The 25,262-nt window shown below is 72.8% G+C and carries 16 protein-coding genes; 7 read left to right on the plus strand and 9 right to left on the minus strand.

Annotation, left to right across the window (positions count from 1 at the left end):
* Positions 1 to 104 precede the first annotated feature (104 nt).
* Positions 105 to 1,565, plus strand: coding sequence for an MFS transporter (locus NE235_RS01375; RefSeq protein ID WP_252798794.1), 1,461 nt, complete (start codon positions 105 to 107; stop codon positions 1,563 to 1,565).
* A gap of 118 nt (positions 1,566 to 1,683) precedes the next feature.
* Positions 1,684 to 2,154 carry a MarR family winged helix-turn-helix transcriptional regulator gene (locus NE235_RS01380; RefSeq protein ID WP_252798795.1) on the plus strand — a complete coding sequence of 157 codons (471 nt, stop codon included), beginning with the start codon at positions 1,684 to 1,686 and terminating at the stop codon, positions 2,152 to 2,154.
* A gap of 17 nt (positions 2,155 to 2,171) precedes the next feature.
* Here NE235_RS01380 and NE235_RS01385 read toward each other — a convergent pair whose 3' ends face one another.
* The 3 genes from NE235_RS01385 to NE235_RS01395 form a co-directional block, all read right to left on the minus strand.
* A complete protein-coding gene (locus NE235_RS01385; protein ID WP_252798796.1) occupies positions 2,172 to 3,236 on the minus strand; it encodes an ABC transporter permease in 1,065 nt (354 codons plus the stop codon).
* A 145-nt stretch (positions 3,237 to 3,381) separates the two neighbouring features.
* A complete protein-coding gene (locus NE235_RS01390) occupies positions 3,382 to 4,806 on the minus strand; it encodes a serine/threonine-protein kinase (RefSeq protein ID WP_252798797.1) in 1,425 nt (474 codons plus the stop codon).
* Between the two features lie 186 nt (positions 4,807 to 4,992).
* Positions 4,993 to 6,675 (minus strand): phosphodiester glycosidase family protein, encoded by a 1,683-nt coding sequence (locus NE235_RS01395; RefSeq protein WP_252798798.1) that lies wholly within the window; start codon positions 6,673 to 6,675, stop codon positions 4,993 to 4,995.
* Positions 6,676 to 7,276: 601 nt separating this feature from the next.
* Between NE235_RS01395 and NE235_RS01400 the strand changes: the two genes are divergently transcribed.
* Positions 7,277 to 10,087 (plus strand): FAD-binding and (Fe-S)-binding domain-containing protein, encoded by a 2,811-nt coding sequence (locus NE235_RS01400; protein WP_252798799.1) that lies wholly within the window; start codon positions 7,277 to 7,279, stop codon positions 10,085 to 10,087.
* Here NE235_RS01400 and NE235_RS01405 read toward each other — a convergent pair.
* Positions 10,077 to 10,844: an alpha/beta hydrolase gene (locus tag NE235_RS01405; protein ID WP_252798800.1), complete on the minus strand. Its 768-nt coding sequence runs from the start codon at positions 10,842 to 10,844 to the stop codon at positions 10,077 to 10,079. The two genes, NE235_RS01400 and NE235_RS01405, sit on opposite strands and share 11 nt — an antisense overlap.
* A 178-nt stretch (positions 10,845 to 11,022) precedes the next feature.
* On the opposite strand from NE235_RS01405, the gene NE235_RS01410 reads away from it, so the two are divergent.
* Complete coding sequence (locus NE235_RS01410) at positions 11,023 to 12,627, plus strand: FAD-dependent oxidoreductase (protein WP_252798801.1); 1,605 nt, start codon at positions 11,023 to 11,025, stop codon at positions 12,625 to 12,627.
* Here NE235_RS01410 and NE235_RS01415 read toward each other — a convergent pair.
* The gene (locus NE235_RS01415) at positions 12,621 to 13,751 is read right to left on the minus strand and encodes a sulfite oxidase (protein ID WP_252798802.1); all 1,131 of its coding nucleotides are present in this window, start codon (positions 13,749 to 13,751) and stop codon (positions 12,621 to 12,623) included. The two genes, NE235_RS01410 and NE235_RS01415, sit on opposite strands and share 7 nt — an antisense overlap.
* 183 nt (positions 13,752 to 13,934) lie before the next feature.
* Complete coding sequence (locus NE235_RS01420) at positions 13,935 to 15,617, minus strand: hypothetical protein (protein WP_252798803.1); 1,683 nt, start codon at positions 15,615 to 15,617, stop codon at positions 13,935 to 13,937.
* 506 nt (positions 15,618 to 16,123) lie between these two features.
* Here NE235_RS01420 and NE235_RS01425 point away from each other — a divergent pair.
* Entirely contained in the window at positions 16,124 to 18,517 is a 2,394-nt protein-coding gene (locus NE235_RS01425; RefSeq protein WP_252798804.1) for an MFS transporter, read from the plus strand.
* On the plus strand, positions 18,514 to 19,341 hold the full coding sequence (locus NE235_RS01430; protein ID WP_252798805.1) for a YceI family protein: 828 nt from the start codon (positions 18,514 to 18,516) through the stop codon (positions 19,339 to 19,341). Before NE235_RS01425 ends, NE235_RS01430 begins: the two co-directional genes overlap by 4 nt.
* Positions 19,342 to 19,426: 85 nt before the next feature.
* Here NE235_RS01430 and NE235_RS01435 read toward each other — a convergent pair whose 3' ends face one another.
* Positions 19,427 to 21,403, minus strand: a complete 1,977-nt coding sequence (locus NE235_RS01435) for a putative Ig domain-containing protein (protein WP_252798806.1) — start codon at positions 21,401 to 21,403, stop codon at positions 19,427 to 19,429.
* Between the two features lie 204 nt (positions 21,404 to 21,607).
* Here NE235_RS01435 and NE235_RS01440 point away from each other — a divergent pair, with 204 nt between their 5' ends.
* Positions 21,608 to 22,522 carry a Gfo/Idh/MocA family protein gene (locus NE235_RS01440; protein WP_252798807.1) on the plus strand — a complete coding sequence of 305 codons (915 nt, stop codon included), beginning with the start codon at positions 21,608 to 21,610 and terminating at the stop codon, positions 22,520 to 22,522.
* Positions 22,523 to 22,628: 106 nt separating this feature from the next.
* Here the strand turns inward: NE235_RS01440 and NE235_RS01445 are convergent, their stop codons facing one another.
* Positions 22,629 to 23,489, minus strand: a complete 861-nt coding sequence (locus NE235_RS01445) for an aldo/keto reductase (protein ID WP_252798808.1) — start codon at positions 23,487 to 23,489, stop codon at positions 22,629 to 22,631.
* A gap of 198 nt (positions 23,490 to 23,687) precedes the next feature.
* Complete coding sequence (locus tag NE235_RS01450) at positions 23,688 to 25,028, minus strand: glycosyl hydrolase family 8 (protein ID WP_252798809.1); 1,341 nt, start codon at positions 25,026 to 25,028, stop codon at positions 23,688 to 23,690.
* Between the last annotated feature and the right edge of the window lie 234 nt (positions 25,029 to 25,262).

Raw genomic sequence — 25,262 nt, forward strand, 5'->3', positions numbered from 1 at the left:
CCGGGGGACGCCGCGCGCCTCCGGTCGCGCCCGTCGGCCTCCGCCTGCCACGAGGATTGGTTAGCAGGCATAATGGTTATATGTCTATAACTGATGGTGTCGCGGTGCGTGGCGTGACACACCCCCAGGAGACGGGCCGGCGCCGGCGCTGGCTCATCCTGGGGATCTGCTGCATGAGCCTGTTCATCGTCGGCCTGGACAACACGATCGTGAACATCGCGCTGCCGTCCATGCAGCACGATCTGCACGCCTCCGTCTCCGGCCTGCAGTGGATCATCGACGCCTACACCGTCGTGCTCGCCGCGCTGCTCATGCTGTCCGGCTCCACGGCGGACCGCGTCGGGCGGCGCCGCACCTTCCAGACGGGCCTCGCGCTGTTCACGCTCGGGTCGCTGCTGTGCTCGCTGTCCCCGAGTCTGGGCTGGCTGATCGCCGCACGCGTCGTCCAGGCCGTCGGGGGCTCGATGATGAACCCCGTGGCCATGTCCATCATCACCAACACGTTCACCGATCCCCGGGAACGCGCGCGGGCCATCGGGATCTGGGGCGGCGTGGTCGGCCTCAGCATGGCCATGGGCCCGGTCGTGGGCGGCGCGCTGGTCGCCTCGGCCGGCTGGCAGGCGATCTTCTGGATCAACATCCCCGTGGGCCTGCTCGCGATCGTCCTGTGCGCGCTGTTCGTCCCCGAGTCGCGCGCGCCGCGCGCCCGCCCGATGGACCCGGCCGGCCAGATCCTCATCTGCGCGCTGCTCGCCGGGCTCACCTACGGCCTCATCGAGGCGCCGTCCGCCGGATGGGCCTCCGCGCAGACCCTGGCCTGCTTCCTCGGGGCCGCCCTCGCCCTGGCCTGCCTCGTGGGGTACGAACTGCGGCGCGCCGAACCGCTGATCAACCCGCGGTTCTTCCGCAGCGCCCCGTTCGCGGGAGCGACCGTCGTCGCGATCTGCGGTTTCGCCGCGCTGGGCGGCTTCCTGTTCCTCAACACCCTGTACCTGCAGGACGCGCTCGGCCGTACGGCGCTCCACGCCGGCCTGCTGACCCTGCCGATGGCCGGGCTGACGGCGGTGTGCGCGCCGCTGTCGGGGCGGATCGTGGGCGGTTCCGGTCCACGGCTGCCCCTGGTCATCGCCGGCACCGCCATCGGGCTGTGCGCCCTGATGCTGACCGGCCTGTCCGCGCACACCCCGCTGTGGCGGCTCATGGTCGCGTACGTGCTGTTCGGCCTGGGCTTCGGCATGCTCAACGCGCCGATCACCAACACCGCCGTCTCCGGGATGCCACGCGCGCAGGCGGGGGTCGCCGCCGCCGTCGCGTCCACCAGCCGGCAGATCGGCCAGTCCCTCGGCGTCGCGGTCATCGGCTCCTTGGCCATGTCCGCCGTGCGCGGGCCGCTGCGCACGGGATTCCCGGCCGCCAGCCACGTCGGCTGGTGGGTCGTCGCCGGATGCGGCGCCGCGATCCTCTCCCTCGGTATCCTCACCACCGGCCGCTGGGCCCGGCGGACCGCCGAGCGCACGGCCGAGCGCCTCATCCACGGCTCGACCGAGACGGCGGATCCCGCGTGAGCCGGCCTCCCGTTCCGGAGGAGGGCGCATGAACGAGCGGAGCGAGCGAGTGAGTGAGCGGCGATGAGCAGCGAATGAGCGCGGCATCTCTGGCAGCTCTCCCGGCGAAGGAGAGCCCATGAACGACACGCCCGGGACGCCGCGCGACACGGCGGCACCGGCCACCGCCGACCCGGACGCGGTCGCCCGCGTCTGGGCGGCGATGTCCTCGTTCGTTCTAGCGCAGGAGGACCGGCGCAAGGAGGTCGCCGAAACGCTCGGCATGAGCTTCTTCCGCGCCAAGGCGCTGCGCCGGCTGCTGCCCGGCCCCCTCACGATGCGGGAGCTGACCGCCAGGCTCGTCACCGAGAAGCCGTACACCACCCTGGTCGTCGACGACCTGGAGCGGCGCGGGTTCGTCGAACGCAGCGTCCACCCGGACGACCGCCGCTCCAAGATCGTCACCTTGACCCCGGCCGGAGTCGCGGCGGCCGAAGAGGCCGAACGCATCCTGGCCCGGCCGCCGCGCTCCCTCCTTGCCCTCGACCCCGGCGACCTGGCGGCCCTCGACCGGATCATGGCCGAGCTCCGCTCGCCGCAGGACGGATGACGGGGGTCCGGGGAGTGTCACCCCGTCGCGGGAGCGGGTTCTCTCCCGCGGCCTCCGGGGTGGCGGTGCCGCCAGGTCCAGAAGACCGCGCAGGACACGAGCGACCAGCCCGCGAGGACGAGGAACGGGAAGACATGCTGGTGGTGGCGGAAGTAGATCGCGGTGTGCTGGGCGTTGACCGAGGCGCCCGGCGGTAGCCAGCGGCCGATGGTGCCGAGGGGCGAGGGCAGGAGGGCCCAGGAGACCGCGCCGCCCGAGGAGGGGTTGCCGAGCAGGACCATCAGGCTCCACGTGGGCAGCATCGCCCAGCGCCCGAACAGGGTCTTGAACATCGTGAACACCATGCCGCAGGTGAACATCGTGAACGACAGGATCGGCCAGGACTCGCCGAAGGGCAGGCGCAGCGCGCCCAGGAGCCAGTTCACGATCGCCACGATGACGAACCCGCCGAGCACCGAGTACGCCACCGTGAACGCGATCCGCTCGAGCGGCGCCAGCGCCGCCGCGTGCGCGCTGAGTTGGACGGCGCCGACGAACCCGAGGATCACCGCGGCGATCGAGACGTAGAACACGGCCAGGCCGCGCGGGTCACCGCGCTGCAGCGGCTTGATGTCCCGGACCGTGACCGAGACGCCCGTGGCACGGCCCACTCTCGGCGTGGTCTGCTCCAGAAGCTGCGCCACCGAGGCGCCCGACGCCCCGGCCACGTCGACGGTGACGATCCGGCCGGAGTCGCGGAAGTCGAGGATCGCGAACACCTTCTGGGCGTCCATCGCGTCGGCGGCCTCCGCCCGGCTCCGGTACGGGTAGATCTTCACAGAGGCGTTCAGCGCCTTCTCCAGCCCGCCGACGAACGCCTTGGCGCGTGCCGGCTGGTAGTTCCCCACGATCGCCGCCGGGATGGAGTGCGGCGTGGGGTTCGCCATGGAGTAGGTGTAGGAGCCCGCGAACAGCCCGGCCGCGGCCGAGATGATCAGCACCAGCACGGTCGCGGGCAGGAACGGCGACCGTTTGAACGCCGCCCAGCGCTCCGCGCGGGTGGGCGGCCTGCCGTGCGCGCCGTGGACCGGCGTCTCGGACATGTCACCACGCTAAGCGACGGCGTCCCGGCACGCGGCCCCGGGAGGGCCGGCGCCCGGGTGGGCGACGTCATGGTGATCACCGTCCGTCGTACGCTCGGCGGTCGGATCACCGCACGGTGCGGAGGCGCAGCGGAGAACCGCGGTCTCACTTCGCCGTGACGCAGAAGTACCACACGTTGATGTCCACCTCGGTCCAGGCGGCGTTGCATCGGGACGTGGAGGACACCCGGGTCAGGGCGATACCGCGGGTCATCACCTTGTACTCGGTGGCGGCGGCCCAGCAGGTGGCCTTGACCCAGGTGTCCTTGCGCTTGATGTAGTGAATGCAGTCTCCGGCCTTGGCGGACGATACGGAGCCGGAGAGGTTGAGCCTTTCGGTGGCCCAGACGGAGAAACCGCGGTCGCCGTGGTAGAGCAGGACCGCCACGACGGCGGCGATGCACAGGGCGACGATCCAGCCGCTCGAGTCGTTCGATTCCTCTGGTTCCTGGGGCGTGGTCTGCTGCTTCGGGGTGTCCGAGGTCTTCGCCGCCGGCTTCGCGGGCCCGGTGCTCTTCGGCGAGAGCTTCGCTGGTCTGGGTTCCTTCGCCGGTGGCTTGGACTTCTTCGCCGGTGGCTTCGCCGGTGGCTTCGCCGGCTTGGGCTTCTTCGCCGGGGAGTGGGCAGACGCGGGCACGGTCAGCCGTTTCGTCTTCGCGGTCTTCCCCGGGTTCGTGTTCTTCCCGGACGTTCCGCTCTTGCCGGCGGCCTTCGAGCGGTCGAGCAGACGGAACGCGTCGGCGACGGACGGGCGCCTGTCCGGCGCCTTCCTCATCAGCGCCATGATGAGGGGTTCCAGCCGCCCGGCGCGTTCGGGTGCCGGCGGATCCTCCGCGATGATCGCGGACAGGGTCTCGTCCGTGGTGTCGCGGTGGAACGGGGGGACGCGTTCGAGCGCGTAGTAGAGGGTCGCGCCCAGGGAGAACAGGTCGCTCGGTCCCTGCCCGTCGAGGCCGCGGGCGCGCTCCGGGGCGAGGTAGTTCATCGTGCCGATGAAGGTCCCGGGTGCGGTGAGCGACCGGTCGTCGCGCGCGACGGCGATGCCGAAGTCGGTGAGCAGGATGGAGCCGTTGTCGGCCATCATGACGTTGGCGGGCTTGACGTCGCGGTGGATGATCCCGGCCTCGTGCGCCGCGCCGAGCGCCTTCAGGAGTGCTTTGGCCAGCCGTGCCGTCTCGTTCACGGAGAGCGGTCCGTACCGCTTGACGTGGTCCTCCAGCGAGTGGCCCGCGACGAACTGCATGACGATCCAGGGGACGTCTCCGTCGATCACGACATCGTGGACGGTGACGATGTGCGGGTGGTCGCGGAGCCTCGCCGCGTTGCGGGCCTCGCGTTCGGCGCGCTCAAGGAACTGGGCGCGCATGGCGGGCGGCAGCGCCGGGTGCAGCAGCACCTCCTTGACGGCGACCGTGACCCGCAGCAGTTGGTCCCACGCTCGCCAGACCCGTCCGAACCCGCCCGCCGCCAGCACCTCGTCGAGCCGGTAGCGACCGCCGATGGCCTGCCCCGGCTGCGCCTCCCGAACCATCGATCTCCCCACTGGTCGCCCGCCGCGGCGATAAGGAAAAGCCGAGCCGAGGGTCAATCGTAAAGACATCCGTGTTCATCTGACAGTGGGTACGGCGTTCCGGCCGGGGCGCGGGGTCGTACGCCGCCGGACGAGACGAGCGGGCCGCGCGGTCACCGGCGAGCGGCTCCGGTGGCGCGATGGGAGCTACGACCGGCGGCGCGACGGCAGGACGACGACGGCGTCGCCGACGGGACGCTGGCCGGTGGCGTCCGACGGCGAGTTGATCATCTGGCCGCCGACGACCATCGTCGTCGAGCCGCCGCCGTCGAGGTTCATCGCCTGGACAGCGCCGAGGCTCTTCATCACCTGCCCGGCCTCGGCGATGGACAGGCCCTGGCTGAGGGACGCCTGCCGGCCGTCCGCCTCGACGAGCAGCAGCCGCCCGTTCCCATCCGTGCCGATCATGGTGCGGGGATTACGGCGCAGGACCCAGCCGTAGTAGAAGGACGGGTCGCCCGGGTGGACCAGCCCGTCGGCCTGCGGGGCGATGGCGACGCGGCCGCCGGTGACCAGCCGCGGGCCGCCGTTGACGACCGAGTCGTCCGGCCCGAAGCCGACCGGCCGCCCGCCGGGGCCCGTGACCTTCGTACGGAGGCGCAGCCGGTGCCCGGCGACCGCGTGCTCGCCGAGCCAGGACGCCTCGGTCCCGATCGCCTCGATCACCCGGCCCCCGGCGGGCACCGACGTGGTGGTGCGCGGCCCGGTGGACACGACCGTGCCGTGGGCGTCCAGCACGGCCTCGGTGCCGGGCCCGGTCGGCAGCGGCCCGCCGAACTCCGGCGTGAACACCGCCAGCTCGTTCGGGTCCGTGCAGGTGACGTCGTGCCGGGGGAGGGACGTCGGGCTGTCCTCCGCGTCGCCGCCGCAGTCACGGATCACTCCGGGGGTGCGGTTGAGTCCTTCGACCCGGTGCGTGCGGCCGTGTTCGTCGACCAGTTCGATGCTCGTCCACAGCTTCTTCAGCTCGACCCGGCGGCCGCCGTCCCGCAGGATCGCCGCCACCCGGCCGTTGGTCGCGTCGTGCAGCAGCCTGCCGTGCTCCACGACGATGCCGGCCGAGTCGCCGGGCACCCCGTCGCTCGGGGAGATGACGAAGAACCCGCCGTTCACGGCGGCGAGGGCGCCGGTGTCCTGGGCGATCTGGGCGGTCGTCCGGCGGCCGGCGAGGGTGGCGTCGTGGGACTCGGCGACGGTGCCGCGGAACCGGTGGACGTCGATGGTGAGGGCGCGGACGACCCAGGGCCCGGTGGTCGAGTCGCCGTCGAAGCCGGTGTAGACCACCGACGGCTTGAAACGCGCGGCCTTCAGCTGTCCGGCGGCGGCGTTCGCGGCGACCTGGGTGGCGTACCGCCCGACCCGCACCCGGTAGCCGATCACGCCCGCCCTGACGTCGGAGAACGCCGGGGTGGACACCGGCTGCGCCTGGCCGGTCCAGCCGGCCGCCGTGAGCTGGGCGACTACCGCGTCGGCCGCCGCGTGCGTCCCGAGGACCGCGGTGACGGCGTCCGGGTCGGGTGACGGCGGGATGTCGGAGGAGGTGGGGATGCCGACCTCGATGGTCCAGTAGTCGTCGGGCGACACCCGGCCACGCGTGATGGTCGTGAGGGCGACGCCCGGGGCCACGTCCCGGGTGGTGCGGGTCTCGGCCAGGCCGCCGGGGCCGAGCGGCAGTGAACCCGGCCTCGCCGCGCCGCCGGCGGGACGGCCGGCCTCGGCGGCTCCGGGTGCCGCGCCGGGGGTGGCCGCGCGCGCCGCCGTCCCGGTCGCCGCCAGCAGCGTGAGGGCCGCGGCGCCCGCGGCCCATCCCCGTCGAACTCCGTGCCTCACGACGCCTCCTCGCTCCCGTCCGATCTTGGTCAGATGATCACCTGACCTTGATCGAGTGCGTTGGCATTCTACGGACTCCTGAAGCGCTCCAAAAGGGCTGGAAAGTGGCCGAACGCCGAACTCGGCGGTACGTCAGGGGACGGCCCCGTACGCGTGTCGTCGCCGGAGTCTTGCAGCCGCTCCTTCGGAGTGCCGGAGTACGCGCCCCAATACGTCGTGCCACTCGGGATGTAGATGGCGTCGACGTCCTTACGCTGACCCGGCATCCGGGGCGGGGCGCGGCCACTGTCCCGGCCGCTGTTCCGGCCACGGTCCCGGGTGCCGGAAGGGGGGGCCTGAGAATGGGGTGGTCAAGGCCGGGGGCACGAAGAACGAGTCCGGGGCCGCCTGCCTTCGCGGCTCTTTCGGCTCCGGCAAGAGCCACTTCTTCACCGTCCTGCGGCGCTTTGTAGCCTCTTGGCCGGTTCATCGGAAGCCCGATGCGCGGGGCGACGGACTCGTCGGCTCCCCGGTCCGGCGGCCGCCCATATGCTGGACAGTCGGATCGAACGGGCCCATTCCGCCCACGTCGGTAGGCGACCACCCATCGGACGAAGGAAGTATGAGCGTCACCCGCACCCAAGGAACGCCGAGGCTGCCCGCGCCGGATCCCGCCGTCCTGGCGGCGGTCGAGGCCGCGGTCCCGGGGATCACCCGCTCCCGCGCGAGCGACCGGCTCGGCCAGGCCCATGACGCGTCGCACTACCTGCTGACCCCGCAGGCGGTCCTCGTGCCCCGCAGCGCGGAGCAGGTCGGCGCGCTGATGCGCGCCGGTCTGCCGCTGACCTTCCGGTCCGGCGGCACCAGCCTGAGCGGGCAGGCGGTCACCGACCACCTGCTCGTGGACACCCGGCGGCACTTCCGCGGCATCGAGGTACTCGACGGCGGCGCCCGTGTCCGGGTGCAGCCGGGCGCCGTGCTGCGGCAGGTCAACGCCCGGCTCGCCGCGTACGGGCGCAGGCTCGGGCCCGACCCGGCCAGCGAGGCGGCCTGCACGATCGGCGGGGTCGTCGCCAACAACTCCAGCGGCATGACCTGCGGAACCCACGCCAACACGTACGAGACCCTCGAGTCGATGGTCCTCGTGCTGCCCAGCGGGACCGTCCTCGACACCGGCGCGCCGGACGCCGACGCCCGCCTGCGCGCCCTCGAACCCGACCTGGCGGCGGGCCTGGAACGCCTGCGGGATCGGGTCCGCGGCAACCCCGAGTCGGCCCGCCGGATCAAGGCCCAGTTCGCCCTGAAGAACACCATGGGCTATGGGCTGAACAGCCTTCTCGACCACGACACGCCCGCGCAGATCCTCGCCCACCTCGTCGTCGGCAGCGAGGGCACGCTCGCCTTCGTCGCCGAGGCGGTTCTGCGGACGGTGCCGGCGCACCGGCTCGCGGCGACGGGCCTGCTCGTCTTCCCCGCGCTGCGGACGGCGATGGCCGCCGTGCCCGAGATCGTCGCGGCGGGCCCGGCGGCCGTGGAACTGCTCGACGCCGAGTCCCTGCTCGTCGCCCAGGAGGACCCGAAGGCCGAGGACGTCCTGCGCACGCTCACCGTGGAGGACCACGCGGCGCTGCTGGTGGAGTGGCAGGAGTCGGATCCCGAGGTCCTCGCCGACCGCGAGCGCGCGGCGGCGCGGCTGTTCGGCGCCTTCGACCTGGCCGCTCCGGCACGGCTCAGCGGGGACGCCAAGGGCCGCGCGGCGCTGTGGCACATCCGTAAGGGCCTGTACGCCTCCGTCGCCGGCGCCCGCCCCAGCGGCACGACGGCGCTGCTGGAGGACGTCGCCGTCCCCGTGCCCGCGCTGGCCGACCTGTGCGACGACCTCGCGGAGCTGTTCGCCAGGTACCGGTACGAACGCAGCGTCGTCTTCGGGCACGCCAAGGACGGCAACCTGCACTTCACGCTCAACGAGCACTTCGGCACCGACCTGCGGCGGTACGCCGACTTCACCGAGGACATGGTCGACGCCGTCCTCGGCCGGGGCGGCACGCTCAAGGCCGAGCACGGCACCGGCCGCGTCATGGCCCCCTTCGTACGACGCCAGTACGGCGACGAGCTGTACGCGGTGATGCGGGAGGTCAAGCGACTGTGCGACCCGGGTGACACGCTGAACCCCGGGGTCGTGCTGACCGACGACCCGCGGGCGCACCTGCGGGACCTCAAGTCCGCCGTCACCGTCGAACCCGAGGTCGACCGGTGCGTCGAGTGCGGCTACTGCGAACCCGTCTGCCCCAGTCGCGACCTCACCACGACGCCGCGCCAGCGCATCGTGCTGCGCCGTGAGCTGGCCGCCGCCCGCGCCGCGGGCGACCACGAGCTGGCCCGGCGGCTGGAGGCGGAGTACGCGTACGACGCCGTCGAGACGTGCGCCGTCGACGGCATGTGCGCCACCGCCTGCCCCGTGCTCATCAACACCGGGGACCTCACCAAACGCCTGCGCGCGCAGGACCACGGCCGCGTCGCCCAGGCCGGTTGGAAGACCGCCGCCGGCCACTGGGGCGCGGTGACCCGCGCCATGGACACGGCGCTCGACATCGCGGCCGCCGCCCCGCCCGGACTCGTCGAGGCGGCGGGCCGGGCGGCCCGCAGGATCGGCGCCCCGGACACCGTCCCGGAGTGGAGCCGCGACCTGCCGCGCGGCGGCGAGCCCCGGCGGCCCGCGCCGCTGCCGGACGCCGACGCCGTCTACGTGCCGTCCTGCCTGAACACCATGTTCGCCCCCGCCGAGGGCGGCCCGGGTGTCATGACCGCGCTGCGGCGCCTCACCGAACGGGCGGGCCTGCGCCTGCACGTCCCCGGGGACATCGCGAACCTGTGCTGCGGCACCCCGTGGTCGTCCAAGGGGTTCACCCAGGGGTACGAGGTCATGCGCGGCAAGGTGCGCACGGCCCTGCTGGCCGCCACCGACGGCGGCCGGATCCCGGTGATCAGCGACGCCGCGTCCTGCACGGAGGGATTCCGGCGGCTCGCCGCCACCGCCGGACCGGCCGTCGAGGTGCTGGACGCGGTCAGTTTCGTCGCCGAGCACGTCCTGCCCCGCCTGCCCGCCGCCCGCCGCCTGCCCTCACTGGCCCTGCACCCGACCTGCTCCTCGACGCGGCTCGGCCTGGACCGCGACATCGCCCGCATCGCCGAGGCGGTCGCCGACGAGGTCGTCGTCCCGGAGGGCTGGCAGTGCTGCGCCTTCGCCGGTGACCGCGGCATGCTCCACCCGGAGCTGACCGCCTCGGCGACCCGCGCGGAGGCGGAGTCGGTGGCCCGCGGTGACTTCGCGGCCCACGCCTCGGTCAACCGGACCTGCGAGATCGGCCTGTCCCGCGCGACCGGCGAGACCTACCACCACCTGCTGGAGGTCCTCGACCAGGTCACCACCTGACCGGGCCATCGTCGGACTCAGGGCCACGGCCGGACTCAGGGGCGCCGCCGGAGAGCATCCAGGACACCGCGCGGTCGACGACCGGCCCGGGGACCTCGTGGCCGCCGTCGAACTCCTCGTACGTGACCTGGTACCCCCGGGCCTGAAGCCCGGGGACCAGCCGCCGGCTGCAGGCGTCGATCCGCAGGACCCCGTCGCCCGTCCCGTGCGAGACGAACACGCGCGGGGTCCCGTGCGTGACCAGCGGCGTCGCGAACCCGGGGGAGAAGGCGACCACGGCGTCGAACAGGTCACCGTTGGTCAGCCCGATCGACAGGGCGTACGAGGCGCCGTCGGAGAAGCCGCCGGCGATCGCGCGGTCGACCGGGTAGAGGTCGAAGATCTCCTCCAGCACCCGGTCGATCCGCAGCACGTCCGCGCCGAAGCCGTCGACGATGAGGTCCCAGGTGCCCGCGGCCGACTTGGGCGCCACGAGCAGGAGCCGGTGCTCGTCGGCGGCGGGCAGCATCAGGTCCAGGCCCTGGCGCGCGGACCCGCCGGCGCCGTGCAGAAGGAGAACGAGCGGGTACGGTCGCCCGTCCGCGGGCGGTGGGACGTACGCCATGGCGAGGAGCTCCCCCGAGGGCCCGTCGAACCGCAGCAGTCCGGTGCGGTCCGATGTCGTCACCGGATCGCAGAGACGGACCGCCAGGCGTCCGTGGTGGAAGCCCTCCTCCGGCTGCGGATGGGGCTCGGCGGGCTCGGCGGTGAAGGACATCTCGATCACCTCAGGTCGGCGTCGGTAACCGATGGTGACGGTCCGGGAATACCACAGGTGACGCTGAGCGTTGTAAACGTCATCTCTGGATGACATTCCCCGCCCCGAGCGCCGGACATCTCGTCCCCATGGCGTCCTTCATTCCACGGGCGGCCGTTCATAGGAGTTCTTTCCCCTCATGGAGTTTCATACCGATGCCCTCGTCGTGGGCGGAGGTCTGGGCGGGGTCGCCGCCGCACTCGCACTGGTCAGGTCCGGCGCCTCGGTCGTCCTGACCGAGGAGTACGACTGGCTCGGCGGCCAGCTCACCAGCCAGGCCGTGCCCCCGGACGAGCACAGCTGGGTCGAGCGTTTCGGCGTCACGGCCGGCTACCGGGCACTGCGCGACGGGATCCGCGACTACTACCGGAACCACTACCCGCTGACCGGCCGTGCCCGGGACTGGGGCGAGCTCAATCCCGGCGCGGGCTGGGTCAGCCGCCTCTGCCACGAGCCCCGCGTCGCCGTGGCGGTCATCGAGGCGATGCTCGCCCCCTACCGCGGCTCCGGCAGGCTGCGCGTGCTGCAGCCGTACCGGCCGGTCGCCGCGGACACCGAGGGCGACCTCGTCACCGCCGTCACCTTCGCCCACCGGGACACCGGCGAGCGGACGAGCGTGTCCGCGCGGTTCGTCCTCGACGCCACCGAGACCGGCGAGCTGCTGCCGCTGACCGGCACGGAGTACGTCACGGGATTCGAGTCGCAGGCGGACACCGGCGAGCCCAGCGCCCCGGCGGAGGCCCAGCCGCAGAACATGCAGGCCATCTCGGTCTGCTTCGCCATGGACCACGTCGACGGCGACCACACGATCGAGCGGCCGAAGACCTACGACTACTGGCGCGCGTACCAGCCGGACTTCTGGGGCGACCGCCTGCTGTCGTGGTCGGCCCCGATCCCGCGCACGCTCGAGCCGGTCGAACGGACCTTCACCCCCAACCCCGAAGGCGACCCGATGGCCGTCCTGGGCGACCAGCAGCGCTTCGGCGGTGACCTGGACCTGTGGTCGTTCCGCCGGATCGCCGCGCGCGGCCTGTTCGAGGACGGCGCGTACACCAGCGACATCACGCTCGTGAACTGGCCGATGATCGACTACTTCGACGGCTCGATCATCGATGTGCCGGACGCCGACCGGCACGTGGCCGCCGCGCGCGAGCTGTCCCGTTCCGCGCTGTACTGGATGCAGACGGAGGCGCCGCGGCCGGACGGCGGCACCGGGTATCCCGGGCTGCGGCTGCGCGGCGACGTCACCGGCGGCACCGACGGCCTCGCCCAGGCCCCCTACATCCGCGAGTCGCGCCGCATCCGCGCGCTGTACACCGTGCCCGAGCAGGACCTGTCCCTGGCCGTACGCGGCGACAAGGGCGCGGTCCACTACGGCGATTCGGTCGGCGTCGGCATGTATCGGATCGATCTGCACCCCTCGACCGGCGGCGACAACTACATCGACGTGGGCTGCTCGCCGTTCGAGATCCCGCTCGGCGCCCTGATCCCCCGGCGCGTGCGCAACCTCGTGGCCGCGGCCAAGAACATCGGCACCACGCACATCAGCAACGGCGCCTACCGTCTGCACCCCGTCGAGTGGAACATCGGCGAGGCCGCGGGCGCCCTCGTGGCGTTCTGCATGGAGCGGTCCGCGACGCCGTACGCCGTCCGCGAGAAGCAGGACCTGCTGTCGGACTACCAGACGCGGCTCGAGCGGTCCGGTGTGGAGCTGCACTGGCCGGACGGGGTCCACGGCTACTGATCTCCCGGCCCGGTCGGGCCGGGGGCCGGAGGGGACCCGGTCGTGGTCAGGCGGACCCGGTCCCAGGAGTTGTTGGCGTAGCCCTTCGGATTCCACAGCGCGGCGGGCGACTCCGGCTGCGTCATCCCGGTGGAGTCCCAGGCCCGGGCGGTGACGACGGTGTCACCACCCGGCAGGTCGACGGTGATACGCCACTCCTGCCACGTCCAGGGGCTCGGCGGCGGGTCGAGCTCCGCCTGGGTCCAGGTGCGTCCGCCGTCCAGGGAGACGTCGAGCCGGGCCACGGTGCGGTCCTCACCGGCGTACGCGTAACCGGTGATCTCCGTCGGGCCCGGGGGAAGCGGTGTGCCGCCGTCGGGCGCCAGGATGGCGCAGGTGACGGCGACCGGACCGAGCGAGATGCCCGCCCCCGGCCCCGTACGGGTGGGGTCCGCGTCCGGCGGCAGGATGCGGTAGGCGACGGCCTGGAAGTAGTTGCCCGACGGGTCGGCCTGCGCGGTGACGCGCTCCAGCCACTTGACGCTGCGCGCCCCGATCCACCCGGGGACGATCATCCGCAGGGGCGCTCCGTGCACGTCGGGCAGGGGCCGGCCGTCCATCCCCCAGGCGAGGAGGACCTCGCCGGAGGTCGCCTTGACCAGCGGGATAGAGCCGCCGAAGGGCTGCGGCGGGTCCGCCAGTGGCGAGACGTCGGGCGCGGCGAAGGCGACGTGGCGGGCGCCGGGCCGTACGCCGGCGGCGGCGAGCACGTCGGCCAGCAGCACGCCGGTCCAGCGGGCGGTGGAGATGGCGCAGGGCCCCCACGGGTCCTCACCGGGGATGTCCCGGACCTCGAGCAGTCCCGCCCGGCGGTTCCCCGCGCACTGCACGGTGGCGAGGATCTCCCGCTCGGCGAACCGCTCGCGCAGGTCGCCCAGCGACAGGGTGAGGGGACGGTCCACCAGGCCGTCCACGCGCAGCCGCCAGGCGCGGGCGTCGATGCGCGGGACCGGGCCGTGGTTACGGCTATAGAAGCTCTCACAACCGGTGAGCGGGCGGCGGGCCAGGGCGTGGCGCGGCGGCTCCGCGTTGAACGGATCACGCCGGTGCACCAGCATGTCGTCCCGTTTCCCCCACGGCCCCATGTCCCGAGCGCTACCCACGCGGACGGCCGCCACCCGCGCCGCCTCTCCGAGCGGAGCCAAGTTCGTGCCCGGAGTTCTTTGCCGGGCCGGGGCAGGACAGGACGGGGCAGGACGGGGGCAGGGCGGCGCGGGACCGTGTTCGGCGCGGTGCGGCGCGCGTTCGGGGTTCGGCGCGGGCCGCGCTCAGCCGCCGGACATCGCCGGGTCGGGAGACTCGGCGAAGGCGCACTCGGGGTGGGCGTCGCGGTCGATGATGTTGCGGACGGTGGCGTGGACGCGGACCGGGCCGGGCCGCAGGGCCGTCACCTGGAACCAGCCGTCGGGCGTGGTCGTGAGACAGGCCGCGCCGCCGTCGGCGACACCCCACATATCGTTGGCGTGGATGCGGACCGTCTCCGTGCCGGCCGTCGGGAAGTCCAGGATGAACGACGAGACCTCGAGCGTGCGCAGCGTGGCGGGACCCGAGGCGAGCGGCACCGCGTCGGCCACCTCCCAGACCTTCCAGTGCGCGTCGTGCCAGACCTCGTGCAGGTAGGAGGGCGGATCGGCCAGCAGAGCGGCCTCGGAGAGGCCGCCCCGGTCGAGCGGCACGTCGGGCAGCGCGACCAGGCCGACGGCGTTGGCGTTCAGCCAGGCGCGGTAGCCCTCCGCGGTCAGCGGCCGGTAGAGCGCGGGGGAGTAGCGGAGGTCGAGCTGCCGCTCCCAGCCACGGGCGAGGGGGAACCGCTGGGCGAGGAACATGGTCTCCCAGTGCTCCCGGGTGAACGGGACCTCGAGCCGGCCCCCCGCGGGGTTCCGGGTGGCCAGGAACGACCGCAGACCGGCGTAGTACGAGGCGCTGGACGACGGGTCCCCGGCCGAGTTCGCCAGGGCGGTCGCCACGGGAACCAGCTGCCAGCTGAGCAGCGGTACGACCAGCAGCGCCAGCACCAGCCGCCGGCCGTAGCGGAGCAGCAGGTATCCCGCCGCCGGCAGCGCGAGGGTGCTGCCCAGCCGCGCGATGTTCGCCCCGACCGGGTTGGGCACCACGAAGAGGACGGCGCTGAGCGTGCCGTAGATCACCGCGAAGCGCCGGATCAGGGTGCTGCTCCGGGGCGCGATGGCCAGGGTCAGCGCGCTGAACAGCAGGACACCGAGGAGGTTGACCAGCGGGAAGGGGAACCGGCCGCTGCCGCCACCGGTCACGAAGGACACCAGCATGCCCAGGGCGGCCGAACCGAGCGGGGCGACCCGTCGCCAGCCCGCCTGAGGGGCCCAGCTCAGGCCCGCGAGCAGCAGGAACAGCCCCGCGAGCGGACTCGACAGCGAACAGCAGGCAGCCATCATGAACACCAGCACGGGCAGGCCCTCGAGCGCGGCGAGCAGCGCGGCCAGCCCGAAGGCCAGCCCGAGGGCGAAGGGCAGCTGACCGATGATCAGCTCACCGACGATGCCGATGGCGAGCGCCAGGCGGAAGAAGATCTGCGCGCCGTCGCGCGGGCCGGGCAGGAGCCGGCAGGCGGCCCAAGTGATCACCGTGCAGGCGAGCAGGCCGGTGATCCGCGCGCCCAGGACCGCGGCGATCGGCGGGAACAGCACGCTGTAGCCCGGCAGGCTGTGCCCGTCGTACCACTGGTTGTTGAACGCCACCGGGCCCGCGGTGCGCGCCACCCAGGTCCGGAAGTACTGCGCCGGCAGGTCCGGGCCCCGGAGGTCGAGGGCGATGACGAGAGCGCCGAGCACCAGCGTCACCGTCCACGGGTGGCGCACCGGCGCGGCGAGGCATCGGCGGATCCACGACTCGTCCCGGACCGGCGGGGGCATGGTGGCCACGCGGCCGAGGCTCCGGCCGGTCCCGTCCGGGACGCCGCTCGGACGCGGACGCATGGATGTCCTCACTGCTCTGCTTCCTCCCCCGGCCTCAGCCGCAACGCCCGCCCACTGTTCCATCCTCCACGCCGGCGTCCCTGGCCCCCGCGTCGGCCTCCGTCCGGCACGCCCTGATCCTGCCGTATCGCGCTGCCGGGAGGAGTGGATCATCCCGCTCTCCGGCGTGTTCCGCCCCTTCCGGCGCTATTTCGGCCGGAACGGATTCCTCGGATAACGGAGCCGGAACGGAGGCCGGTCGGGCCGGCGGCAGAGCTCGGCCCGGACACCCGGCAGGCGCACGGCGCCGCCGAGAGGTGAACGGTCACGGAGCGGGATACGGCCGGATGCGGTCTTTTGTCACTGCTAAGCAGTGATGTACCCTCAGTGTCGGAACAGATACATAATGTGAGATCGTTCCGGGGCGGCGAGGGGGCGGCGACGTTCGACGACGCCTCCCACGCCCGGTCCAACGATCTCCGATCGCCGGCAGGCCCGCCCGACACCGCACTAGGAGACCTCTCCTCATGTCGACGACCGCCTCTACTCTCGTTCCCCGTCGCTGGATCGCCCTCATCTTCATCGCCCTCGCCCAGCTGATGGTCGTCCTGGACGCGACCATCGTGAACATCGCGCTCCCGTCGGCGCAGCGGGCGCTGGACATCTCGGATGCGAACCGGCAGTGGATCATCACCGCCTACACCCTCGCGTTCGGCGGGCTGCTGCTGTTCGGCGGCCGGGTCGGCGACCTGATCGGCCGCAGGCGCGCCTTCCTCATCGGCCTGCTCGGGTTCGCGGGCGCGTCGGCCGTCGGCGGCGCCGCGGTCGATGAGGCGATGCTGCTGGGAGCCCGCGCGCTGCAGGGCGCGTTCGGCGCGCTGCTCGCGCCGTCGGCGTTATCACTGCTGGCGGTGACGTTCACCGTCGCGAAGGAGCGGGCCAAGGCGTTCGGCATCTACGGCGCGATCGCCGGCGGCGGCGCCGCGATCGGGCTGATCCTCGGCGGCCTGCTCACCGAGTACCTGAACTGGCGCTGGGCGCTGTACGTCAACGTGCCGATCGCCGTCATCGGGCTCGTCGGCGCGCTGGCGTTCGTCCGCGACCCCGCCCCGCACGACGGCGCGCGCCTCGACGTCCCCGGCGTCGTCCTCGTCACCGGCGGGCTGGTCGCGCTCGTGTACGGCTTCACCCGCGCGGAGTCGGAGGGGTGGAGCGACCGCGGTGTCGTCGGCCTGCTGGCCGGAGCCTGCGTGCTGATCGTGGCGTTCGTCGTGGTGGAGGCGCTGACGAAGGCCCCGCTGTTGCCCCTGCGCGTCATCCTCGACCGTAACCGCGGCGGCGCCTACCTCGCGGTCGGCCTGTCGGTGATCGGCATGTTCGGCCTCTTCCTGTTCATGACGTACTACCTGCAGACGGTCAAGCACTACTCGCCGGTCCGGACCGGCCTGGCGTTCCTGCCGCTCACCGCCGGGATGATCACCGGTTCGACGCAGATCGCCGCCCGGCTGATGAACCACGTGCCGGCGCGCCTGCTGATGGTCCCCGGCCTGCTCGTCGCGGAGGGCGGCATCGCCCTGCTCCTCGGCCTCCGCGTCGACAGCGCCTACGCCGCCCTGGTGCTGCCCTCGCAGGTGCTGCTCGGCATCGGGCTGGGCACGACCATGATGCCCGCCATGAACCTGGCCACCCTCGGGGTGGACGCACGGGATGCGGGCGTCGCCTCCGCGATGGTCAACACCTCCCAGCAGGTCGGCGGCTCGCTCGGCACCGCGCTGCTCAACACCGTCGGCACCACCGCGGCGACGGGCTACATCGCGGCGCACGCGGCCGGCCGTCCCACGCCCGCCCTCGCCGCGGCCGGGCTCGTGCACGGCTTCCAGGTCGCCCTCTGGTGGGCGATGGGCGCCATCGGCCTGGCGGCGATCATCGTCGCGGCACTCGTCACCGGCCGGGGCGAGCCGCGTACCGCCCCCGCCCGGGCCACCACGGACCTCCCGCGTGAGGCGAGCGGCGCCGAAGCCGAGCCGCCCCGTGAGCTCGCCGTCGTCGGGACGTACGCCGAGGCACCGCCCGACGAGGGACCCCAGGGCGAGACCCGCCTGGCGTACGCCCCGGTGGCGTCGGCCGCGGGGCCGGGCGGGCCCAGCGGCCCGCGGGTCCGGGGCCGGGTACGCGGCGCCGACGGCGGCCCGGTGACCGGTGCCGCGCTCACCCTCATCGACCTCGGCGGACGCCAGGTCGACCGGGCCGTGACCGGCCCCGACGGCGCCTACGCGCTGCGCGCGCCGGGCGGCGGGCCGTACATGCTGATCACCGCGGCCGACGGGCACCAGCCGCGGGCGGCCACCGTCGTCCTCGGCGACGACCTCGTCGACCACGACGTGACGCTGTCCGGCACCGCGAGCCTCTCGGGTGCCGTACGCGCCGCGGTGACCGGCAGACCGGTCGCCGGGGCGGTCGTCGTGGTGACCGACGCCCACGGTGAGGTGATCGGCTCGGCCGAGACCGGCGACGGCGGCGGGTTCGTCTTCGAGGACCTGGTCGCGGGCACGTACGTCGTGGCGGTCAGCGCGGGCGGCCACCGGCCGGCGGCGCTGCCCGTCGAGGTCGGCCCGGGCGGCACCACGCGGTGTGAGGTGGAGCTGCCCGCCGGCGCGCGCGTGCACGGCACGGTGCGCGCCGGCAGCGACGACCTCCTGCTCGCCGACGCGCGGGTCACGCTCGTCGACGCCGCCGGCGACGTGGTCGCCACGGCCACGACCGGCCCCGACGGCGCGTACGCCTTCGAAGACCTCGACCCCGGCCCGTACACCGTGATCGCCACCGGGTATCCGCCGGTCGCCCTGGCGGTCCAGGCGGGTGAGAACGGCTCGGAGCCGCTCGGCCTGACCCTGCGCCATCCGACGGAGGAGCGGGCATGACGGAGGACAGGGGCCTGCGGGCGCGGGTCCGCACCACGGACGGCTGGGCGGTGCCGCACGCGGTCGTCACGGTCGCCGACATGACCGGGCGCCAGGTCTGCCGCGCCGAGGCCGACCCCGAGGGCGTCGTCCGCACCGGGCCGCTGCCCGCCGGCCGCTACACCGCGATCGTCACGGCCATCGGGTACGCCCCGTCGGCCTCGACCGCGCGGGTGGGCGCGGCGGGCGCCGCCGAGCTCGGCACGGTCGTGCTGGACCGCCAGGCCGGCACCGATCCGCCGCCGCCCGGCCCGTGGTCGATCGACCCGGCCCACTCCAGCATCCTGGTCAGCGTCCGGCACCTGGGCCTGTCGAGCATCCACGGGCGCTTCGGGGAGTTCGGGGGCCGCATCGACATCGCCCGGCCCGTCGAGGGCTCCCGCGTCGACGCCGAGATCAAGGCCGCCTCCATCGACACCGCCAACTCCCTGCGCGACGAGCACCTGCGGGGCGGTGACTTTCTCGACGTCGAGCGGTTCCCGGTCATCACCTACGCCGGTACGCACGCCGTTCCGGCCGGCGGCGACCGGTGGGTCGTGCGCGGCGAGCTGACGTTGAAGGGCGTCCGCCGTCCGGTGGACCTGGACCTGACCTACCTCGGCACCGGACCGGACCTGTGGGGCGGCGTCCGCGCCGCCTTCCGCGCCACCACCGAACTGCGCCGCGAGGACTTCGCGATGACCTTCAACCAGATGGTGGCGGCCGGAATCGGCGCCATCGGCACGACCCTCCGCGTCGTCCTGGACGTCCAGGCGGTGCCCGGCACGTCCCCGCCGCCGGTGTGAGGGCGGCCCGTCCCGCCGGACGACGGGACGGGCCGAAGGCGAGGGGCCCGCGCCCTGGATGCGCGGGGCCCCGGTGGACGAGTGGTCAGGACGCGTTGATGGCGACGTCGTCGATGGTGAAGCTCGTCTGCAGGCCCGAGTCCTCGGTGCCGCTGAACGACAGGGTCACGGTCTGGCCCGCGTAGGACGACACGTCGAAGGTCTTCTGCGTGTATCCGGACGCGGCGTCGACGTTGCTGTAGGTGGCCAGGGTGGTGCTGCCGACCTTGACCGTCAGCTTGTCGTAGACGGTGCTGCCGGCTTCGCTCGTGTCGATGTGCAGCCAGAAGCTGAGCGAGGCCGTGCAGCCGGACGGGATCGTCACCGACTGGGTGGCGCTGTCGGTGTGGGTGGTGCCGTACCCGTCGAGCCATGCGAAGTGGGTGCCGGAGTGCGCGGACTCACCGCTGCCGTTGGCGGACACGACGCCGGAGGTGGTCGTCCACGGTGAGGTGCCGCTCTCGAACCCGCCGTTGCTCACCTTGTTGCCGGAGGAGGAGCATCCGCCGCCGACCGTGTTGACGGTCCAGGTGAAGGACGCCGAGCCGGCGGCTCCGGTCGAGTCCTTGGCGGTGACGGTGACGTTCGAGGTGCCCGCCGCGGTCGGCGTCCCGGAGATCAGGCCGGTGGCGGAGTTGATCGACAGCCCGGCGGGCAGGCCTGTCGCGCTGTAGGTCAGGGTCTGGCCCGACGCGGAGTCCGTCGCGTGGATCTGCAGGCTGACCGCCGTGCCGACCGTGCTCGTCTGGTTGCCCGGGCTGGTCACCGTGACCGTGTTGCCGCCGGTGGATCCGCTCTGGAAGGCCGTCGCCCCGTTCGGGGTGCCCAGCCCGGTCGGCCCGTCGTAGCCGGAGGCGGCGGTGCAGAGGTAGGACGGGCTGCACGAGCCGTTGCGCCCGGACGTGACGTCGTTCAGCGCGCTCGTGTGGGCGTACGGATAGGACGCCGGGTACGTGCCCGACGCGGGCGACCCGCCCAGCGCGTAGACGCCGGCGATGATCGGCGCGGACGCGCTGGTGCCGCCGACGACGAGCCACCCGCCGGTCTGGTAGCTGTCGTAGACGGCAAGGCCGGTGTTCGGGTCGGCGACGGCGGAGACGTCCGCCACGGTCCGCTTGGCGCAGCCGGAGTCCTTCTGCCAGGACGGCTTCGGGTCGTAGGAGGAGCAGCCCGAACCCGCGCCGGACCAGGTCGACTCGCTCCAGCCGCGCGCGTTCGACGCCCGGGACAGCGACGTCCCGCCCACCGCGGTGACGTACTGCGACGCCGCCGGGTACTCGGTCCCGTATCCGTCGTCGCCCGATGACACGGTGATCGCGACACCTGGGTGGTCGAAGTAGGAGGCGTCGCTGCTCGTGTCGGTGCCGTCCTCGTCGCCGCCGTAGCTGTTCGACACGAACTTGGCGCCGAGGCTCACCGCGGTGTTCACCGCGGTGCCCAGGTCCTCCATGCTCGGCTGGCTCGCCTCGACCAGCAGGATGTGGCAGTTGGGGCAGACCGCCGAGACCATGTCCAGGTCGAGGGACTCTTCTTCGGCCCAGCCGGAGTCGGCGGAGGGGAGGGTGCTGCCGCCGTTCTCGTTGACCTTCTTGAAACAGCCGTTCGCGGTGGTGCAGGCGGGCAGTCCGTACTGGGAGCGGTACGTCGCCAGGTCGGATTCGGCCTTCGGGTCGTCGTAGGCGTCGATGATCGCGACCGTCTGCCCGGATCCGTACGAGGAGGACGGCAGCGCGTACGCGCTCTGCAGGTCGGACGGGCCGAATCCGGACGGGGCCAGGTTCGGCTGGATCCCCTGGCGTGCGGTCACGTCGGTGCGCACCAGGGTGAGGCAGGCCATCTGGCCGCGACGGGTGGGCTCGGCGCACGCCCGCTTCACCGGGGAGACGTGGTGCGGTCCGGGCGCGGCGGGGGCGGCGTTCGCCGGCGCGGTCGCGGCGGTGAGGACGGCGAGGGGCAGCGTGAGTGCGGCGACGAGGGTGAGGGCGGCGTGCCACAGACGACGAGCTCGGGTGGGGGGTGACATCCTTGCTCCCTTGTCCGGCGGGAGGCCGGGTGCGCGGTGGGATCGACCGCTTCCGGCCCGTGGCACCACGGGTGGTGGTGCTGCGCGGAACATAGGTTTGCGGTCACGTACCGGTCAATGCGGCTTTACGGTCTCTTGGCGAACGATGTCCGGTTCCGGCCGCGACGGGACCGAGCCGCGGTGCTGTGGAAGGAGAATGAGACGGTGCGTATCGGACTCCTGGGAACGGGCCCGTGGGCGGAACTCGCGTACGCCCCGGCGCTGCGAGGTCATGCGGACGTGGACTTCACCGGTGTCTGGGGGCGGCGGCCCGAGGCGGCCGGTGCCCTGGCCGAGCGCTTCGGCACCCGCCCGTACGACGACGTGGACGCCCTGATCGCGGACACCGACGCGATCGCGATCGCGCTCCCGCCGGCCGTCCAGGCGCCGCTGGCCGTACGCGCCGCACGGGCCGGCCGTCACCTGCTGCTGGACAAGCCGCTGGCGATCGACGTGGCCGGCGCGCGCGCCGTCGTGGCCGCGGTGCGGGAGACGGGTGTCGCCTCGGCGGTGTTCTTCACCGCGCGCTTCGCGGATGGGCCGCGTCAGTGGATCGCCGAGCAGTCCCGGCGCGGTGGCTGGTTCACCGCCCACGCGGCCTGGATCGGCGCGCTGGACGGCGGGCCGTTCGCGGACTCGCCGTGGCGCCGTGAGAAGGGAGCACTGTGGGACGTCGGCCCGCACGCCCTGTCCGTGCTGCTTCCCGTGCTCGGCGACGTGCACCGGGTGGCCGCGGCGACGACCGGTCCGGGCGACACGGTGCACCTCGTCCTGCGGCACGACGGCGGCGCGTCGAGCACCGCCACCCTGACCCTCACCGCGCCGGGCGCGGCCACGGGATCGACGGCCGAGCTGCGCGGCGACCACGGCGTCACCGCGATGCCCGCGAGCGAGGACACACCGGTGACGGCGCTCGACCGGATGATCGGCACTCTGCTCGACGCGGCGCGCACGGGGCGCGGGCACGACTGCGACGCGGCGTTCGGCCTGCGTGTCGTCGAGATCCTGGCCGAGGCGGCCCGCCGGCTCTCGCCGGACGCCTCAGAAGGCGATCGGCCGGCCGAACGGGACGCCTCCTAACGCGGCTGCCTCCTGCCCGTCCTCGACGGCGCCGGTCCGCGGACCGGACCGTCACCCGCGCGGCCGCCGGTCACGGGGAGCGCGGGCCACGCCGGTCCGCGGCGGGTCAGACGAACAGCGGCTCGGCCTGGGACCGCTCGACCAGCGCGTCCATCGCGGCGTCGCCGGGCGCCTCGCCGAAGCGGGAGGCGGCGTCGAGGACGCGGGGGAGCAGATCGACGTCACCGACGCTGTTGACGAAGACACCGGGCCGGCTGAGCGCCCACCAGACGGCGAGGTCGATGTCGTCCTGCCGCTCGAGCGGCTCGTACCAGGTCGCCCGGGTGTGCGGGCGGCCCATCCACGGGCGCAGCGCGATCGACTTGATCGTCTGCACCGCCACCCGCCGCTCCTGGCACGTCCGGTACAGCGCCTCGAAGTTGTCGGCGTAGTACGGGTTGCGCATGGTGACGTAGTTGTACGGCAGCAGGACCGAGTCGAAGTCGAACCTCTCCAGGCTTCGCCGGTGGGTGGCCGCGATCTGCGTCCCGTGACCGGTCACGCCGATCCACCGCACGAGCCCCTCCTCCCGGGCCGCGAGCGCCGCCTCGATCGCCCCGCCGGGGCTGAGGGCGATGTCCCACTCGATCGGGTCGGCCAGGGCGTGCAGCTGCCACAGGTCGACGTGGTCCACACCGAGGCGGTCCAGCGACCGGTGCAGCTCCTCGCGCGCGCCGGACGCCGTACGCTCGCCGGTCTTGGTCGCCAGGAAGAACCGGTCGGGTTCCCGCCGCAGGAGCGGGCGGAGGCGCACCTCGGCCTCGCCGTAGGAGGCGGCCACGTCGATGTGGTTCACGTCGTACTCGAGAAGGACGTCCAGGGTCCGATCCGCGATGCTCTGGGACACCGCGGCCAGTGCCGCGGCGCCGAAGATCACACGTGTGCTGGTATGGCCGGTACGCCCGAACTCCGCCGTCTCGATCGGCACCTGCGACCCCTTCTCGATCCAGGCGGGTGTCCTGCGCCGACGCCTCGTCGGGGAACGGCCCGCGCGGTGCCGTACACGCTACCGCGCGGGCCGTCGTCCCTGGTGTCCAGGAGCTCAGCGCCCGGCCGGCTCAGCGCCCGGCCGGGCTGAGTGCTCCGCCGGGCTCAGTGCTCCGCCGGGCTGAGTGCTCCGCCGGGCTCAGTGCTCGGCGGGCGACGCCCAGATCCGGAACTTCCCGCTGTCGTACAGCAGTCCCAGCATGTAGAGCATCCCGTCGTAGTAGCGGGCGTAGCCGGACGGGATCTCGGTGTTCCAGAAGTCCCGGACGAACTCCCGCCGGACGCTGTCCGTCGCCGTGATGGCCGACGTCGAGTTCATCGCGACCAGGCCCTGCGCGTGGGCGGGCTCGTAGGTGTTCTGGCCCGACGACAGCGGCGTGCCGTCGAGGTGGTACCGGCTGACGTAGGTCGTCACGCCCTGGCCCTCGAAGAAGTTCTCCAGGGTGTTGGAGTACTCCTTCTGCCACGGCTTCGTGCCGAACCAGGCGGCGTCCACGTTCACGTTGGCGATGGCCCGCCAGGCGTCTTCCTGGAAGTTGTGGGTGTAGGAGTTGTCGGTCGGGGTCTCGCCCCGGCCCAGGTACGGCGTGCCGTCGAAGTTGGCGTAGTCCGGGGTCAGGCCGGTCCGCGGGTCGTGGGCGGTCTGCAGGAGCTTCTCTCCCGCGTCGTACGCCTTGTCCCACAGGTCCTTGTCGTCCTTGTCGATCGCGCCGAAGACCTTGTAGAAGGCGGGCAGCGCGTAGGACGGGTCGGTGTAGTACAGGAACGTCGCCGGCGGGGTGAACAGCGGCAGGTAGTACTTCCGGTCGAACATGTCGACGCCGCCGTTGTCGGACTGGTGCCACATGGCGTGGACGATCTGCCGGGCCTCGGTGCCGTAGTCGTAGATCCCGTCGCCGTTGCCCCAGCGGCCCTCGGCGAAGGCGAGCGCGGCGGCGATCCACTGGTCGCCGTCCGGGGCGACGCCCGTGCTGAGGATCTTGCCGGTCGTGTCGGTGTGCCAGGCGAAGAAGTACTTCTCCTTACCGCTCTGGAGCTGCATCTTCGTCTTGGCGAAGTTCCACAGAGAGTCGAACTCCTGCTTGTGGCCGAGCTGTACCGCGATCATCATCGCGTAGCCCATGCCCTCGCTGCGGACGTCCTGGTTGCCGATGTCCTCGACGTAGGCCATGTCCGGCGTGAGCTGGTAGTAGATCGTCTGGCCGTCGCCGCGGTGGGTGGCGTCCGAGCCCGGGTCGCCGTGGAAGAGCTGCTGCCAGGTGGCGTTCACCCGGGCCTCGACCGCCCGCCGGGAGATCCCGGCCTTGACGAACACGTTGGGGTACACGCCGGTGTGGGCGGCTCCGGCGTGGCTGTTGCCCACTCCCGCGGGCGGGTTGTCCGCCGCGGATGAGCTCTCCGCGGCCGAAGCCGTCGCGGGGGTGGTCAGGAGGGCGAGGGCCGACAGGACGGCCAGGCCCAGCTTCGCTTTCTTGCGCACGCAACACCTCTCTGCGTCGACGTGAATCCGGTCGGGGACGAATGTCGGCCGAAGGCCACCCCGGGGGTGGCCTTCGGCCGGGTGCGCGCGCGCCGCGTTCCCCGTGCCGAGGACGTTAAGCGCCGGAAATAGTCCGGGTCAAGGTCTAATTTCGACGTAACTTCCGGTCAGTTAATCCGTAGTCCGTAATAACTGACCGGAAAGGAGCGACCTGGCGAGAGGGGACCGCGGTTC

The sequence above is a fragment of the Actinoallomurus spadix genome (assembly GCF_024055725.1).
Classification (GTDB): domain Bacteria; phylum Actinomycetota; class Actinomycetes; order Streptosporangiales; family Streptosporangiaceae; genus Actinoallomurus; species Actinoallomurus spadix.